14 protein-coding genes and 1 pseudogene are annotated in these 15366 nt (G+C 37.6%); 5 read left to right on the top strand and 10 right to left on the bottom strand.

Annotated features, from left to right (window positions below):
• Window positions 1-224: 224 nt before the first annotated feature.
• The 5 genes and pseudogenes from hflX to ACN6MX_RS17775 form a co-directional block, all read right to left on the bottom strand.
• A complete protein-coding gene (gene hflX, locus ACN6MX_RS17755) occupies window positions 225-1496 on the bottom strand; it encodes a GTPase HflX (protein ID WP_419960136.1) in 1272 nt (423 codons plus the stop codon).
• Window positions 1497-1508: 12 nt separating this feature from the next.
• Window positions 1509-2255 (bottom strand): VOC family protein, encoded by a 747-nt coding sequence (locus tag ACN6MX_RS17760; RefSeq protein WP_419960137.1) that lies wholly within the window; start codon window positions 2253-2255, stop codon window positions 1509-1511.
• An 83-nt stretch (window positions 2256-2338) separates the two neighbouring features.
• Window positions 2339-2611, bottom strand: coding sequence for a hypothetical protein (locus ACN6MX_RS17765; protein ID WP_419962687.1), 273 nt, complete (start codon window positions 2609-2611; stop codon window positions 2339-2341).
• Window positions 2612-2615: 4 nt separating this feature from the next.
• Window positions 2616-2819, bottom strand: a pseudogene (locus tag ACN6MX_RS17770) (hypothetical protein); the annotation flags it as partial.
• 81 nt (window positions 2820-2900) lie between these two features.
• Window positions 2901-4532: an AMP-binding protein gene (locus ACN6MX_RS17775; RefSeq protein WP_419960138.1), complete on the bottom strand. Its 1632-nt coding sequence runs from the start codon at window positions 4530-4532 to the stop codon at window positions 2901-2903.
• Between the two features lie 174 nt (window positions 4533-4706).
• Between ACN6MX_RS17775 and nhaC the strand changes: the two genes are divergently transcribed.
• From nhaC to ACN6MX_RS17790, 3 genes are read left to right on the top strand one after another with little or no spacing between them, the layout of a single operon-like run.
• A complete protein-coding gene (nhaC, locus tag ACN6MX_RS17780) occupies window positions 4707-6086 on the top strand; it encodes a Na+/H+ antiporter NhaC (RefSeq protein WP_419960139.1) in 1380 nt (459 codons plus the stop codon).
• Between the two features lie 52 nt (window positions 6087-6138).
• Complete coding sequence (locus ACN6MX_RS17785; RefSeq protein ID WP_419960140.1) at window positions 6139-7302, top strand: class I SAM-dependent methyltransferase; 1164 nt, start codon at window positions 6139-6141, stop codon at window positions 7300-7302.
• 34 nt (window positions 7303-7336) lie between these two features.
• Complete coding sequence (locus ACN6MX_RS17790; RefSeq protein ID WP_419960141.1) at window positions 7337-7603, top strand: hypothetical protein; 267 nt, start codon at window positions 7337-7339, stop codon at window positions 7601-7603.
• A gap of 634 nt (window positions 7604-8237) precedes the next feature.
• Here the strand turns inward: ACN6MX_RS17790 and ACN6MX_RS17795 are convergent.
• Together ACN6MX_RS17795 and ACN6MX_RS17800 are read right to left on the bottom strand one after the other, a co-directional pair.
• Entirely contained in the window at window positions 8238-9530 is a 1293-nt protein-coding gene (locus tag ACN6MX_RS17795) for an ABC transporter permease (RefSeq protein ID WP_419960142.1), read from the bottom strand.
• Window positions 9530-10219, bottom strand: coding sequence for an ABC transporter ATP-binding protein (locus tag ACN6MX_RS17800; protein ID WP_419960143.1), 690 nt, complete (start codon window positions 10217-10219; stop codon window positions 9530-9532). The genes ACN6MX_RS17795 and ACN6MX_RS17800 overlap by 1 nt, the downstream gene beginning before the upstream one ends.
• A gap of 409 nt (window positions 10220-10628) precedes the next feature.
• Here ACN6MX_RS17800 and ACN6MX_RS17805 point away from each other — a divergent pair, with 409 nt between their 5' ends.
• Both ACN6MX_RS17805 and ACN6MX_RS17810 read left to right on the top strand, forming a co-directional pair.
• On the top strand, window positions 10629-11126 hold the full coding sequence (locus ACN6MX_RS17805) for a sigma-70 family RNA polymerase sigma factor (protein WP_419960144.1): 498 nt from the start codon (window positions 10629-10631) through the stop codon (window positions 11124-11126).
• Window positions 11123-11998: a DUF3298 domain-containing protein gene (locus ACN6MX_RS17810; protein ID WP_419960145.1), complete on the top strand. Its 876-nt coding sequence runs from the start codon at window positions 11123-11125 to the stop codon at window positions 11996-11998. The genes ACN6MX_RS17805 and ACN6MX_RS17810 overlap by 4 nt, the downstream gene beginning before the upstream one ends.
• 130 nt (window positions 11999-12128) lie before the next feature.
• Here the strand turns inward: ACN6MX_RS17810 and ACN6MX_RS17815 are convergent, their stop codons facing one another.
• The 3 genes from ACN6MX_RS17815 to ACN6MX_RS17825 all read right to left on the bottom strand — a co-directional run bounded on the left by ACN6MX_RS17815 (window position 12129) and on the right by ACN6MX_RS17825 (window position 15239).
• Complete coding sequence (locus ACN6MX_RS17815; protein ID WP_419960146.1) at window positions 12129-12620, bottom strand: PCYCGC motif-containing (lipo)protein; 492 nt, start codon at window positions 12618-12620, stop codon at window positions 12129-12131.
• Window positions 12621-12913: 293 nt separating this feature from the next.
• Window positions 12914-14290 carry a class II fumarate hydratase gene (fumC, locus tag ACN6MX_RS17820; RefSeq protein ID WP_419960147.1) on the bottom strand — a complete coding sequence of 459 codons (1377 nt, stop codon included), beginning with the start codon at window positions 14288-14290 and terminating at the stop codon, window positions 12914-12916.
• A 13-nt stretch (window positions 14291-14303) separates the two neighbouring features.
• Entirely contained in the window at window positions 14304-15239 is a 936-nt protein-coding gene (locus ACN6MX_RS17825; protein WP_419960148.1) for an HD-GYP domain-containing protein, read from the bottom strand.
• Window positions 15240-15366 lie beyond the last annotated feature (127 nt).

Genomic DNA, 15366 nt, shown 5'->3' on the forward strand with positions numbered 1-15366 from the left:
AATCTGCGACATTAGTATAATAAGAATAAAAGAGCCACATAAACTCGAAATCCTCCACTAAAGCTTACTGTTATTAATAAGAACATCTACATAAAAACTTTCCCTTTGAATAAAATACTATTTTTATTTGTTAAACTTCTTTATCTGAGCTAAAAAGTTGTCTCTCGATAGAAAGCTACCGAGGAGACAACTTTTTTATTTTAATATTTTCTTATTAGAAAATTCTATTGAACAAATAAAAATTCTCGAAAGCGATCATAATCCGATTTTTTTAATTCAACTTGTACAACTGTCCCCTCTTCTTCATATGAAGTAGAGGAAACGGATGCATGCTCATTTAAGTAGGATACAATATCACCGCGGTCAAACGGGATTAATAGTGAGCAGTGGACATAGTTAGAGAAAATATGCTTTTTAATAATCTCTAATAGTTCATCCATTCCTGCTCCCTCTTTGGCAGAAATCCAAATATTATCTCCTGCCACATGAGGATATTTCATATCTGCTAAATCAGATTTGTTGTATACATAGATAGTTGGAACATCTTCTACACCAACAGCATGAAGTGTTTCATTCGTAACGTCCATCATAAAGCGATGCTCTGCATTCGATACATCCACAACATGGAGGAGTAAGTCTGCATCACGAGCTTCCTCCAATGTTGAACGGAAAGCTTTCACTAAGTGATGGGGGAGCTTACTAACGAATCCTACCGTATCGGTTAATAAAAATTCCTTTTGGTCTGGAAGTTTAATCTGTCTAACGGAAGTTTCTAGAGTTGCAAAAAGCATGTCCTTTTCAAAAACTTGCTTAGATTCCATATGTCCAACTTTGTTGAGCAATTGGTTCATAATTGTCGATTTACCAGCATTCGTATAACCTACTAAGGATACTACGGGAATTGCATTTTTTTTACGTTGCTTGCGCTGTGTTTCTCGTTGATCCTTTGCATGCTCTAGGTCTCTTTTGAGCTTTGCGATCTGGTCCTCGATTTTACGTCTATCCAGCTCTAGTTTTGTTTCCCCAGCACCACGGTTTTTGAATCCACCGCCAGTTCCTCCCCCTTGTCTACCAAGAGATGCTCGAAGGCCCACAAGCCGAGGAAGCATATATTGAAGCTGCGCCAAATCTACTTGCATCTGTGCCTCATTCGATTTTGCACGACGAGCAAAGATATCGAGGATCAGCATCGTACGATCAATAACCTTACAATCCAGGTCTCGTTCTAAATTTCTTATTTGGGATGGAGATAGCTCATCGTTGAAGATGACGAGATTAGCATCGGCTTCCTCATAAAAGTTCTTAATTTCTTCTACCTTACCTGTACCAACATAATGGGAATTAGTAACCCGTTCAAGATTTTGCGTTACTTCTCCTACAACTTCCACATCTAACGCCTCTGCTAAATTGTGCAGTTCTTCTAACTCATATTCAAAATGCTCGTCCTTTTGTAATTTAACAGCTACGAGTATTGCCTTTTCTATTAATTCATCCATATATTTTCTCCTTTAAAGAAAGCGATAGGTTGCCTGTTCATAAATGATTTCCTCATGTCGATTAGATCCATCTATGTCAATGCTTGCAAGCCGCTCTTTTATGTTGTTACTTTGTCTAAATATTAATCGTGTATTTTCCAACAGTAATGTTTGTTCATCCTGTTCGGTCAATTGAAAATAACTTTTCCACTTATCCATCACTTCCCGAGGTTTTCGAACATGAAACTCACAGGCAGTAATAGATAGCTCTAAATTACTTTTTTCGATTGTTCCATCCTTCTGAAGCAAGCGATATTTTTCCTCATCACTTTCCTCCCATTCTATGAAGAACGGTGAAGGCAGGGCATCCCCTATATCCTCTTTCACAAATAGCATTCTCCACTTACGCACTAGTCCACTAGTTGTCTTTCTTTCAGCATGTAGAACTCCAGATGTTTTTATACCCTGCTCCTGTAGCTGTTTACTAAGATCATCAATGGCTGTCGTGCGAATGCAAATTGTATTAAACCCTGCTCCACTTGTTTTCAAGTCATGGAGCATAAGGTCTATTAAAGGATGATTAGCATTTTTTGCAATTTCTTCATATTCTGCTGCAAGCCATTCAATATAGCTTGTTTTCGTATAAAGAAGTGCGTTATATGTTCCCCACTTAGTATGTTGACCACCCACCACTGCATGGATTCCTTTTTCAGTCCAATCTTCAGCTACTTCTATCGGCTTTTTCGTTACGCTATGAACGATATGATCCAAATACATCATAGCACCTCCATTCAAATTACTTTTTCATCAGTATACCAATTATATGGCGCAGCGATTGGAAAAACCGATGCCCTCACACTGCACTAAGGTCCCACCTTAACAACATTTGTCTTTACAACAATATCATAAAGCGACTTTTTCCTTTTAGTAAACATGGAGGTTAGAATATACGCAAACATGAGTGCATAAATAATACCGCCAATGATATAGTAATTTAACGGAACTTCTGCATCTCCTATATAAATTAGGCGATAGACAAGATAATGCGAAAGCTCCCATGGTAAAAATTTTAGGATAGTACGACAAATTGCATGTACTACCTGAGACCACCCTAATCCCCATTCTTCTCTTTCCAAATGACTGGCCACCTATCACTGAGTCACAAATAATAAAATAAAGTGAAACTGGCAAAGTCACCATTAGGAATCCTGTAAGCTGTGCCACTACAAGTGATTCATGAAAAAAACTCTGTATGGATGGAAATAGAAATACATTAAAGATAGCAAGAAGAGCCAAATAGGCAAGTATGAGCAAGTAATCAAGCATAAACGCTTTGAATCGCATTAGAAAAGTTGCATTCACTTAAACTAGTTTCTCCTCTGTTTCTTCCATGAAAATTGTCGATTTCCCAGGAAATAATTCGAATTATGCTTCAATCTTCTCTTTAGACATTTCCCGAAGCAGGAACTTTTGGATTTTCCCTGAAGCTGTCATTGGATATGCCTCTATAAACTCAATGTATTTCGGTATTTTATGAAATGAAATTTTTCCTTTGCAGTATTCTTTTAACTCATAAGATGTTAGTTGCTGGCCACTTTTCAGGATAACCCACGCTATAAGCTCTTCCCCATATTTTGGGTCAGGTACTCCAACCACTTGTACATCTTGAACTTTAGGGTGCTGATACAAAAATTCCTCTACTTCTTTTGGATAGATATTTTCTCCACCACGGATGACCATATCTTTTATACGCCCTGTTATATCGATATATCCTTCCTCATCCATAACCGCAATATCACCTGTGTGAAGCCAGCCATTATCATCAATTGCCGACATTGTTGCTTGTTCGTTTTTATAGTAACCCTTCATCACTAAATATCCTCGAGTACAAAGCTCACCAGGAACCCCTGCTGGTGTACTTTCTCCAGTTAATGGGTCTATAATTTTAACCTCTACCCCTGGGTGTGCCTGACCAACTGATGACACACGTTTCTCAACTGGATCATCTGTTTTCGTTTGTGTAATTACTGGAGATGCTTCGGTTTGTCCATAAGCTATTGTTATTTCGGTTGCCCCCATATCATCCATCACTTTTTTCATCACTTCAATTGGACAAATAGATCCTGCCATAATACCTGTTCGTAGCGAAGACAATTTAAACTGTTTAAAGTCTGGATGATTCAATTCTGCTATGAACATGGTCGGTACTCCGTGCAACGCTGTACATTTTTCATCCTGTACTATTTGAAGTACTTTCCCTGGATCAAACTGTTCGATAATGACCATTGTGGTACCATGTGTGACAGATGCTATTGTTCCCATTACACAACCAAAGCAGTGGAAAAATGGAACTGGAATACAAAGGCGATCCTTTTCTGTCAAATAAATATAATCTCCTACGAGTTGTCCGTTATTTACTATGTTTTTATGAGAAAGCATAACGCCTTTAGGAAAACCGGTAGTTCCTGAAGTATATTGAATATTGATAACCTCATCAATATGAAGTGATTTTAAAGAATGCTCTAGTGTTTCATCCGTAACCTCACTAGCATGTGCAAGTAACTCTGACCATGTATACATACCAGGATATTCATTTTCACTCATTACAATGACACGTTTAAAATGCGGTAGCTTTTCTGAGTGAATGTTCCCTTTTTCCGACGAAACTATTTCCGGGCAAACTGCTTGTAGTATATCTAAATAGGAAGTTCCTTTAAAAGATTCACATAATATGAGAGTCGTAGCATCGGATTGCTGCAATAAATATTCCAGTTCCTTCTCTTGATAATTCGTGTTTACTGTTACTAAAACTGCCCCCATTTTGCCAGTTGCGAATTGGCTCAGTAACCACTCTCTCTTATTATCAGACCAAATTGCCACATGTTCCCCTTTTTCAATACCCATACCGATAAAGGCTTTTGCTAGCTTATCTGTTTCTTCGTCAAACTCCTTATAGGTTTTTCGAATACCATGTTCTGGATACACATACGCTTCCGTATCTGGAAACCTTCTTGCTGCTTCTTTTACAATTTCTCCAACTGTTTTTTCATTTAACAAACCAATCACCCCTTTGATTGTTTATTTAAATTTTATTTTATCATAAAATTCCGACGAAATAGACATTTCCTTTTTGGATTGACAGTTTGTTGAAACATGGTAAAATCCTAATTACTTTAGTGATTGAAAGCGTTGAATCACGAAAGTGAGAAAACTACTTTAGGAGGATATATTATGTTTCGAATTTCATCTACAATTACGCCTCCTTTTCGAGAGGCACTATTTCTTATCTTAGTAATCATTTCTTTTATGGCGGTATGTATTATAAAATTTGATGCTGTACCCCATATGCCAATATTGTTTGCAATTTTACTTTTAATCATTTATGGATTAATCAAAAAGGTACCCTTCAATTTATTGGAAGAAGGTCTCATAGAAGGCTCTAAAACGGGGCTGGGAGCAGTTTTTCTCTTTTTCTTTATAGGAATTTTAATAAGTAGCTGGATGATTGGTGGAACTATTCCAACGCTTATTTATGTAGGCTTTCAATTCATATCACCGCATTTTTTCTTTGCCATTGTCTTTTTAATTACCTGCGTCATTGGTTTAGCCATCGGCAGCTCCTTAACTACGGTTGCAACTGCCGGGGTGGCCTTTGTGGGGATCGCAAGTGCGATGGATATTTCACTGGCTATAACTGCCGGGGCTGTTGTCTCGGGTGCATTTTTCGGTGATAAGATGTCTCCATTATCTGATACAACGAATTTAGCATCAGCCATTGTTCGCGTGGATCTATTTGAGCATATTCGAAATATGGGTTGGACGACCATTCCAGCTTTTGTTATCGCAATTATTGGTTATGCATTGCTTTCTCCTAACAAAGAAATGCAGCAACTAGAACAAATAAATACACTGAAGGATGGTCTAATACAAACTGGCATGATTCATTGGTATTCGTTACTGCCTTTAGCTTTGCTTATTGTGCTGTCTTTTAAAAAAGTACCAGCTATTTTAGCTCTTGCACTGACCTCTGCTAGCGGAATAGCTGTTGCATATTTCCATCAGTTTTACTCTGCAAGTGAAGTATTAGATATCCTATTTAGTGGCTATATATCAGAAACTGGCATAGCAGCCATTGACTCCTTACTTTCTAGGGGTGGAATGACTAGTATGATGTTCACTATCTCACTTGTCTTACTAGCTCTGAGCATGGGTGGTCTGTTGTTTACTTTAGGTATTGTGCAAAGTTTACTGCAGAAAGTGGAGAGTTTATTGACAAGTGTTGGGAAGGTTATTTCAGCTGCGGCTTTTACCGCAATCGGAGTGAATGTACTTATCGGAGAGCAATATTTATCGATTTTATTGACAGGTGAAACATTCCAGGCTCATTTTCAAAAAGTCGGATTAGCAAACAAAAATCTGGCTCGCGTGATGGAGGATGCAGGTACTGTAGTAAATCCCCTGGTCCCTTGGAGTGTATGTGGGATTTTCATCACAGATGTGTTATCTGTTTCAACAATTGATTACTTGCCGTTCGCGTTCTTCTGTTTACTTTGTCCTATGCTTACTATTTTGTTCGGACTGACGGGCAAAACACTTACTTATAATAAATGAGATTGATGTGATACACTATTTCCAAGTATATTACGAAAAAGTAGGCGATTTAATGGAATTTCAGGAAATGAAAGAATACTTGCTCGAGCAAGTACTGAACAAGCAGTTAGTCACAGCAACTATTAGTCAACCACGCACAAAATCTAATGAAGTAAAACGTGTAAAATTAAAACCGATCGAGATAAAAAATACCTATCATATCCAGCTCGAATACCAATATGAACGGATATTGAAGCATGAAAATATTGCATTAGAAGCATTTACAGAAAAATTAGATGATCTATTAGAACAATTTCGTCAGCTTCATATAGATTTCAAAGCAGAAAAAGTACAAGCTCAGCTTTCAAAGAAAAACAAAGTTATGTGGAAATCAGAGAAAGTAACAACTGCCAAAACAGTAGACCTCTCTCATAATCGAAAAAAGAATTATTTGTTGGACGAGCATACACCATACCCTTTTCTAATCCGATTAGGTGTGCAGACACCCGATGGAAAAATCAAAAAGCAAAAGTATGATAAGTTTAAACAAATTAATCGATTTATCGAGTTTATAGATGATACACTTGCCTACCTGCCAAAGGATAAAACCGTTAGAATTCTCGATTTCGGCTCAGGTAAATCTTATTTGACGTTCGCATTGTATCATTATTTAAAAATCGAGAAAGGACTTGATATTCGGGTCACTGGGTTAGATTTGAAAAAAGAAGTAATTGAGGAATGTGCACAAATTGCAGATGATTTAGGATACGAGCAGTTAGAGTTTTTAGTAGGAGATATTAATGATTACAACGATGAAACTGCTGTGGATATGGTAGTTACCTTACATGCTTGCGACGTCGCAACAGATATGGCACTTGCACGAGCTGTTAAATGGGATGCGAGCGTAATTTTAAGTGTACCTTGCTGCCAGCATGAATTGAATACACAGCTAGATGCACCAGGTTTAGATATTATGTTGAAACATGGACTGATAAAAGAACGTTTTGCTGCTTTAGCAACGGATTCCATACGTGCAGAGATTTTGAATATGGTTGGATACGAGGCACAATTAGTCGAGTTTATCGATATGGAAAACACACCGAAAAACATCTTAATACGTGCCTATAAAACTGGTAAAAAACCTACTTCCGAACAAATGGTAGGTTATCAGCAATTTAAACAGATGCTAAATGCAAAGCCGTTTTTGGAGAATGAATTGAAGGATTATTTGAATTGATAGCGATTGAAATACTATGCCACTGGAGGATCTTATGATGAAAGAACCAACTATTAAAAAAGTTGCTTATGGTGTAGCAATGGCGATCGCAATAATCATTGTGCACTTTATCGATGCTCGCGTTTATGCAATGCCTCCTATTTTCGCATTGTTTTTAGCGATTTTCATAACCTATCTTGGTATTGTATTTATAAAGAAATCTGGAAGATTCGATCAAACGATTTCTAGAACTAAATATAATTTAATAAATGCAATAGTGGTTTTTGTACTTTTTATCGCTTATTTTTCGATTTCAGGATAAGAAAAACTGAGCAAAAAAACGCCCAGTTTAAGTCCAATACCTGTTTCTATCGTTTCCGAAGTGCTTTGGACAGAACTTGTCGCTTATATTATCACCGCGTGAATTTTTAGAGATGCTGGTAACCTTATGGCGTTCGTCTGTCCGTCGCCCTTCTACAACGCTTAGAAACAGATTAGTGCGTTATTGGATAACTAGAGAAAAGATACTATCTAATTCATAGAGTAAGCTCTCGAAGATGCAATTTCGTTCGCTATATCGCTACTTTATTTAGTAAATACTTACTATTTCTCTTTATTTCCACTAGTATAAGAAAATTGTCTACCACCATCTATCATTGAATAACAGTATTTCTACTTCATCAGCGATTTCAAATCATTTTATCCCTACATTAACTGGAGCTAATCTTATTATCTAAGCGATATGCTTTGCGACGAGTAACCGCAGGAGCATATGTTTTCCAGCGAGGAGGCTGAAGCTATGCCCGCGGAGAGTGTCCACCTGAAACGAAAATCATAGGAGTGTTTGTTCTCTTAAGTTTCATGAATTCAGTATTCATAGGGCATATACTTTTTTAAGCTTTAAAAAAGGAGTGGCCAAAAAGTATCTTAAGACACTCATTGGTCACTCTTTTCTTTTATAATTCCTGACGTAATGCTTGAATCACATCAATTTTAGTTGCTTTGCGAGCTGGTCTCCAACCAGAAACCATTGCGACTCCGATACTAATAGCTGAAGCTAGGACCACTAGCTGCCAAGGGATTAACGAAAACGTTATAGATAAATCTTGGAATTCATCCTCCCCTAAAGCTGCTCCAACAACCATCGGGAGTAGCCAGTTAGCTAGGAAACTCACTGCGTATGAAATAATAACCGCAAGCACAGTACCAATTATTCCAATCCATGCGCTTTCCATTAAGAACAATCGTTGAATTAGTTTCGGGCTAGCTCCAATCGCTTTCATTACACCAATTTCGCGAGTTCGTTCGGTTACAGCCATTGTCATTGTGTTGAAAATACCAATAGATGATATAAGAATGGCAATTGTTCCAACGAAGATTAGTCCAATTTTAAACGCCATAAAGAACACATCAATTTGCTCTAATTGCTCTGATACAGAATAAACGCTATAGCCCATATCCTTTAACTCTTTTGTTACTGATTTCACATGCTCTAAACTAGATGTATAGATTTTAGTTGTTGTGTAAGTAAAGTTTTCCGGAACTTCTTCTGTATTTGCCTCATAAGCACTTTTCAATTCAGGTAGCCATGATTTATCCATTAAAATGCTTTGGTCTACAATCCAGTCTCTTGCTGGATTATCTGCTACTCCTACTACTGTAAAATCCCATTGTTCTGGCAACGCATTTTCCGAATCATGCGGTTGTAATGATAATGAAACTGTTTTACCTATAATCGACTTTTCATAACCCTTTGGAAGATCTGCCTCTTCTATACCTTCCTCTACTTTTGCACGTTCTGCGTCTGTCCATAAATTTTGTGCAAAGTGATAGCCTACTACTATCTCTGATTCATTTTGTGGCAATCGTCCTTCTGATAATTTAAGATTTGATTGTTCTTCCTCTTTCATATCAGTTAGTTGCAATTTTCCTTGTATCGAACGATCCTCTAGTTGGAAGTTTGTCGTCACATCCATGCTTGTTCTTTGAACGATTGCTCCAATATAGGGAACAGATTTAATTTCTTCGAGATTCAATTCTTCATTTTCATTCGGGTAAACTTCTACTTCCGTGATGGCTTGATCTTGTAGGATTTCCTTACGCATCGTATCTTGTATACCAAATCCAATTGAAGCTAGTACGATTAAAAATGCACAACCCATTGTTGCGGCAAGCACTGTCATAAATACACGTAATTTGTTTTTCTTAATATGTTGGCGAACAAAGTCGAGCTGATCTTTAAATAGCATTATAGAACATCTCCCTTAACTAACTCTCCGTCACGCATTTTAAATGTTCTATGTGCAATACTTGCCACTTCCTCGTCGTGCGTGATCATCACAAATGTTACACCTAGCGTGCTGTTTAAATCTTGTATTAGCAATAAAATCTCCCGCTCAGTTTCGGAATCTAGACTACCCGTTGGCTCATCTGCAAAGAGTATAGGCGGGTTTGTAATAAGTGCACGAGCAATACTTACACGTTGCTGCTGTCCCCCAGATAATTCGTTTGGATAATGGTCCCCAACCTCCGTTAGCCCTACCTTGTCCATCATTAGTTGGACACTTGCTTTTCTTTGTTTCGCAGATATACCCTTTAGCTTTAAAGGAAGCTCTACATTTTCAAAAGCGGATAATCCAGGCATCAGTTGAAAGTTTTGAAAGATGAAGCCAAAATTATTTAAACGGAAGGCTGCTCTTTCCGTTTCATTTAAATTAGCTGTTTCTTGTCCATTTACTGTAATTGAACCATTCTCCGGGCTCATAAATCCTGCTATCGTATGAAGCAAGGTTGACTTTCCAGAGCCACTTTTCCCTACAATTGCCACGATTTCTCCTTGTTTTACGTCGAACGATAAACCTTTTAACACTGGTACTTTCTTCTCTTTTCCTTTTTTTCCTATTAGAAATGTATGATTCACTTGCTTAACTTGTATCATTTATTTACCCTCCTGTTTCACTACTTCACTCATTGTACCCACCATTTCTTAACATTCTAGAAGGATAAAAATGAAGAAATTCTTAAGATAAGCCGAAAAGCGGAAACTCCTATGAAAGCCCCGACTAGCGCTGGAAGGGTTTCGCCGTAAAGGCGCCCTTTGCCTTTATCGAAAACCTGAAGCGACTCGAGGGGCTAGGCGTTGAAGCTAGACAAGGAAGAAATATGGAAGGCGCCTGGAACTGGACATGTTGAAATGCGTAAGCAACTATCTATTAGTCAATTTCATAATTACTTGTTTCGTCGTATTACCGTTAAAATTAATAAGAGTCAAACTTTCTTTCAGCTAACCCCGTCTAATTACTAGTACGTTCGAACGTTACAGCTAGAAAAAGGAGCACACCCATGTCATGACAAAATCAGAAAAGTTTCAACTAGTGGAAAACTATATCATTGAAAACCAAAATGCCCATTACCGGCTTGCCTATAGCTATGTAAAAAGTAAGGAATCTGCCCTGGACATTATTCAAGACAGTATTATGAAAGCTTTAAAATCGATTGATTCACTGGAGCAAATCGGATATTTGAAAACATGGTTTTACCGCATATTAATAAATACTTCCATAGATTTTCTTCATAAAAACAAACGAATGGTTGTTGTGGAAGATGAAGTTTTAGACTTTCATTTATCCTCCACTGAAATGGAAGTACCAGATATCGATTTGTACGAGGCAATTGATCAATTAGCACCCAAACAGAAGACACTTATTATTCTTCGTTTTTTTGAGGATATGAAAATAGAAGATATTGCAAAGATGCTTGATGTAAACCAAAACACCATCAAAACAAGACTATATGCTGCTTTAAGGAAATTACGTGCCAATATGGAAGAGAAGGTGAAAGCATGAGCAAGTTAAATGATTCAAAAAAACAATATAACGATATTGAAATTCCAGCAGAGTTGAAACAAGTAGTAAGTAAATCCATTCAAACTGTGAAAATGGAACAATCAAAGAAAAAGCCATCTTTCAAAAAGTTTGGAATTGGAGTTGCGGCAGCTGCAACAATCTTTGTAGCAAGTGTCAATATGAATCCCGCCCTTGCTCAATCACTATCCAAGGTACCTATTCTTGGATCCATCGTTCAAGTCATCTCGATACAAGAAATAACTATAGAAGAGGACACATACAACGCAGATTTAAAAGTACCAAATGTAACTGGATTGAATAATAAAGAATTAGAAAATAGTCTAAATGAAAAATATATTGCAGAAAACAAAGCACTTTATGAAGGATTTCAAAAAGAGATGGAGGCACTGAAGGAAGTGGGCGGGGGCCATCTTGGTGTCGTATCTACGTATGAAGTAGTGACGGATACTGATGAGATTCTTTCGATTAGCCGCTACGAAGCGAACTCAGTAGGTTCTTCATCCACAACAATGCGGATAGATACAATTGATAAAAAAAATGAAGTTCTAATCACATTGCCTAGTCTATTTAAAGACGACGGTTATGCCGCTACAATTTCCAAATATATTAAGAGTGAAATGTCCAAAGAGATGGCAGCGGATGAAACAATTACGTATTGGATTGCGAGTGAAGAAGAAATTGGCTTTGAGTCTATTCGATCGGACCAAACATTCTCTATTACGGCAGATCATAAGTTGACTATATCCTTCGATAAATACGAGATTGCTCCAGGTTATATGGGGGTTATTACTTTTGAAATACCTACAGAGGTCATAAAGAATGAGTTAATCAGTGATTATTATATTAAGTGAATGTAGGGATATTCGACCGATTACCTAGCTTATTCAATCGATAATCAGATCACATCAACCGATTCCTAAAATCCACACGCACAAAAAAACTGCTCCTTCTCACGAGATTGTGAAAAGGAGCAGTTTTTTATTATGAAGGCATTGGTGTTTCTGTTGGTGCCGCATAACCCTCTTTATATGTTTCATCAATAGTATTGCGAATTTCTACTAGTGACTTTCCTTCTTGAATCATTTGGATGGAAGCAATAGCTGTTTCTAGACAGGCTGCACAACGAGTTCCATGATCATCCCAAACAACTTCCCCATTTTCTTTTATTTCATGGACGAAACAGTTGAAATTACTTTTATGCCCTGCACTATCTCCGCACCCACAATAACAAGGCATCCATTTTAGTACATCATTGGCCTTTGCAGCGGCTTGATAAACAAGCTTCATATCCTCAGATTGTGTATCTAAGAAAGCAGGTAATACGTCTGTTGACGCGGTTGTTTCTTGTAAATCTCCATTATCTAAATGGCCGACATGATCCTTGTGCTCTTCATGATTTTCTTGCTTATTTTCTTTGCCACATGCCGATAACACTAATATACAGCTGAATAAAATCAAAAGTATTTTTTTCATAACTTGAGAACAATCCTTTTTTACTTAATATCTGTCTAGCTCCAGATGCCAGCAGCTCTATCGCTTCTGACTTGCGGGGCAGTACGATGTGGGTTAGTCAGTCTTCACAACACGGTGTCACGACGACTAACTTCCAAAACACAGGCGCTTGCGCTTTTCTTTCTGTCTAGCTCCAGACGCCTAGCCCTTCGAGTCGCTTCAGACCTGCGAATAAAGGCAAAGGCTGCCTTTATTACAAGTCTTCCAGCGCTTGTCAGGGCTATCATAGGCGCTTGCGCTTTTCTTATAGCCTTTTAGATCATTTTTTCTGGTCGTACGATTTCATCAAATTTATCAGAAGTCAATAAGTCTAATTCGATTGCCGCCTCTTTTAATGTTGTTCCGTTTTTATGGGCATGTTTTGCAATTTTAGCTGCATTTTCATATCCGATATATGGGTTTAATGCAGTAACGAGCATTAGAGAGTTATCAACATGATGCTTAATCGTATCTAGGTTGGGTTCAATTCCAACTGCACAGTTATTATTAAAACTTAGAATTGCATCACTTAATAATCCAACTGATTGTAGGAAATTGTGAATGATAACCGGTTTAAATACATTCAATTGATAATTTCCTTGGCTTGCTGCAAAGCTAATAGTTGTGTCATTCCCCATTACTTGTGCAACAACCATTGTCATCGCTTCACTTTGGGTTGGGTTTACTTTACCTGGCATAATGGAGCTTCCTGGTTCATTTTCCGGAATAGAGATTTCACCAATTCCTGAACGAGGACCACTTGCTAGTAAGCGAACATCATTGGCAATTTTCATCAAGTCAGCTGCTAATGCCTTTACTGCACCATGAACATAAACTACATCATCATAGCTTGTTAAAGAATGGAATTTATTTTTAGCAGATGTAAATTCGATTCCTAGTGCTTTAGAAATTTCGGCCGCCACTTGGTCACCAAATCCTTTTGGTGCATTTAACCCTGTACCAACAGCCGTACCACCAATTGCAAGCTCCTTCATATCTTCTACACTTTGCGAAATCATTTTCGCTGATTTTTCTAGCATTCTATGCCATCCACTAAACTCTTGTCCAAGTGAAAGAGGTGTTGCGTCCTGTAAATGTGTACGGCCAATTTTGACAATATCCATAAACTGTTCGGATTTTTTGCCAAGCGTTTCCTTTAATACATCAATTGCTGGTAGTAGCTGGTTCTCTACTGCAAGTACTCCTGCTATATGAAGTGCTGTCGGGAAAGTATCATTAGAGCTTTGTGATTTATTTACATCGTCGTTAGGGTGAAGGCGCTCTTCACTTCCCTTTTCCTCAAGTAACTGATTTCCTCTATGAGCGATAACTTCGTTTACATTCATATTAGATTGAGTACCACTACCTGTTTGCCATACAACTAACGGAAAATGTGCATCTAGTTTCCCAGCTAATATTTCATCTGCTGCTTCTGCGATAGCATCTTTTTTTGCTTCTGAAAGATTTCCTAGCGAATGACTAACGATTGCTGCGGATTTTTTTAACAGCGCCAAGCCATGAACTACCCCAATTGGCATCTTTTCCGTACCAATTTTAAAGTTTTGTTTGGATCTTTGAGTTTGTGCTCCCCAAAGACTATCTTCTGGAACTTTAATTTCCCCCATAGAGTCGTGCTCAATACGATAAGACATTAACCTCGCTCCTTTAAATCCATTTATTTTGTTTTTCTTCAAGCATTGCTAAAAATTCATCCACTACCTCCGGGTGAAATTGTGTGCCTTTTCCATCTTTCATCTCTTGAATGGCATCCTCAATCGTCATCGCCTTACGGTACACTCGATCCGTGGTCATTGCATCGAATGCATCCACCACCGAAACAATAGAAGCTTCTATGGAAATTTCCTTTCCTATTAAGCCATATGGATATCCCTTTCCATCATACCGTTCATGATGTTCTTCTACAATAAAAGCGGCTTTGCGTATTCGTTCTATTTCATGATTACGCATCATCTCTGCGCCTAAAGTTGTATGCATTTTAATGACTTTCCATTCATCTTTTGTTAGTTTGCCTGTTTTATTCAATATTTCTATTGGAATTGCTAGCTTACCAATATCATGAAAATAGGAACCCATTGATAGAATAGCGATTCCTTGACCATTTGGTCTCATTCTTTTCCACAGCTCAATAGAATAATCACGAATTCGCGAGCAATGATGGTAAGTATATCCGTCCACTTCTTGAATCCGCTTAGCGTCTCGTTGAATAATCTCACGCTCTGAAAAGTTTTTCTCAAATTTCGAAGATGTCATTTCAAATAAAATCTCCACATGGGAGTCCGCATTACAAGTAACTACCCCACCGTATTTATTTACATCAATTACATCACCACGATGCAATATCGACTTTTGACCATCCCAATCTATTTCTAGTTCACCATTTAAAATTGTATAACGCTCTACAAAATCAGCGGAATTATTTGAGCTATAATAGACCCAAGTTGTTGTATTAGGAAATAATGTGTATAAAGAGTAAGAAATTTTTTCTGCACTTCCAAGATATGTCGTAACCGATTGGTCCGTAAATACTCTTGGTAGATATGCCTTCATTCGTATATCCTTTATCTGTTCAACTGTTAGCATATTTTATCCCCCCATACCTATGACAACATTCAGCTTTGTTTGCTTTTATTATACAATTCAATTAACTTAAATGAAATACATTAAAAAGAACCTATGAATATTTTCATAGGTTTTTTTCATAAAAATA

It is taken from the genome of Psychrobacillus sp. BM2, assembly GCF_048572895.1.
Classification (GTDB): Bacteria; Bacillota; Bacilli; order Bacillales_A; family Planococcaceae; genus Psychrobacillus.

What these genes read in the sequence shown, in the direction of transcription:
- ACN6MX_RS17795 (WP_419960142.1), bottom strand. Translation starts at nt 9,530, where the DNA reads ATGCTATTTAAAGATCAGCTCGACTTTGTTCGCCAACATATTAAGAAA.
- ACN6MX_RS17810 (WP_419960145.1), top strand. Translation starts at nt 11,123, where the DNA reads ATGAGCAAGTTAAATGATTCAAAAAAACAATATAACGATATTGAAATT.
- ACN6MX_RS17825 (WP_419960148.1), bottom strand. Translation starts at nt 15,239, where the DNA reads ATGCTAACAGTTGAACAGATAAAGGATATACGAATGAAGGCATATCTA.
- nhaC (WP_419960139.1), top strand. Translation starts at nt 4,707, where the DNA reads ATGTTTCGAATTTCATCTACAATTACGCCTCCTTTTCGAGAGGCACTA.
- fumC (WP_419960147.1), bottom strand. Translation starts at nt 14,290, where the DNA reads ATGTCTTATCGTATTGAGCACGACTCTATGGGGGAAATTAAAGTTCCA.
- ACN6MX_RS17790 (WP_419960141.1), top strand. Translation starts at nt 7,337, where the DNA reads ATGATGAAAGAACCAACTATTAAAAAAGTTGCTTATGGTGTAGCAATG.
- hflX (WP_419960136.1), bottom strand. Translation starts at nt 1,496, where the DNA reads ATGGATGAATTAATAGAAAAGGCAATACTCGTAGCTGTTAAATTACAA.
- ACN6MX_RS17760 (WP_419960137.1), bottom strand. Translation starts at nt 2,255, where the DNA reads ATGATGTATTTGGATCATATCGTTCATAGCGTAACGAAAAAGCCGATA.
- ACN6MX_RS17785 (WP_419960140.1), top strand. Translation starts at nt 6,139, where the DNA reads ATGGAATTTCAGGAAATGAAAGAATACTTGCTCGAGCAAGTACTGAAC.
- ACN6MX_RS17805 (WP_419960144.1), top strand. Translation starts at nt 10,629, where the DNA reads ATGACAAAATCAGAAAAGTTTCAACTAGTGGAAAACTATATCATTGAA.
- ACN6MX_RS17800 (WP_419960143.1), bottom strand. Translation starts at nt 10,219, where the DNA reads ATGATACAAGTTAAGCAAGTGAATCATACATTTCTAATAGGAAAAAAA.
- ACN6MX_RS17815 (WP_419960146.1), bottom strand. Translation starts at nt 12,620, where the DNA reads ATGAAAAAAATACTTTTGATTTTATTCAGCTGTATATTAGTGTTATCG.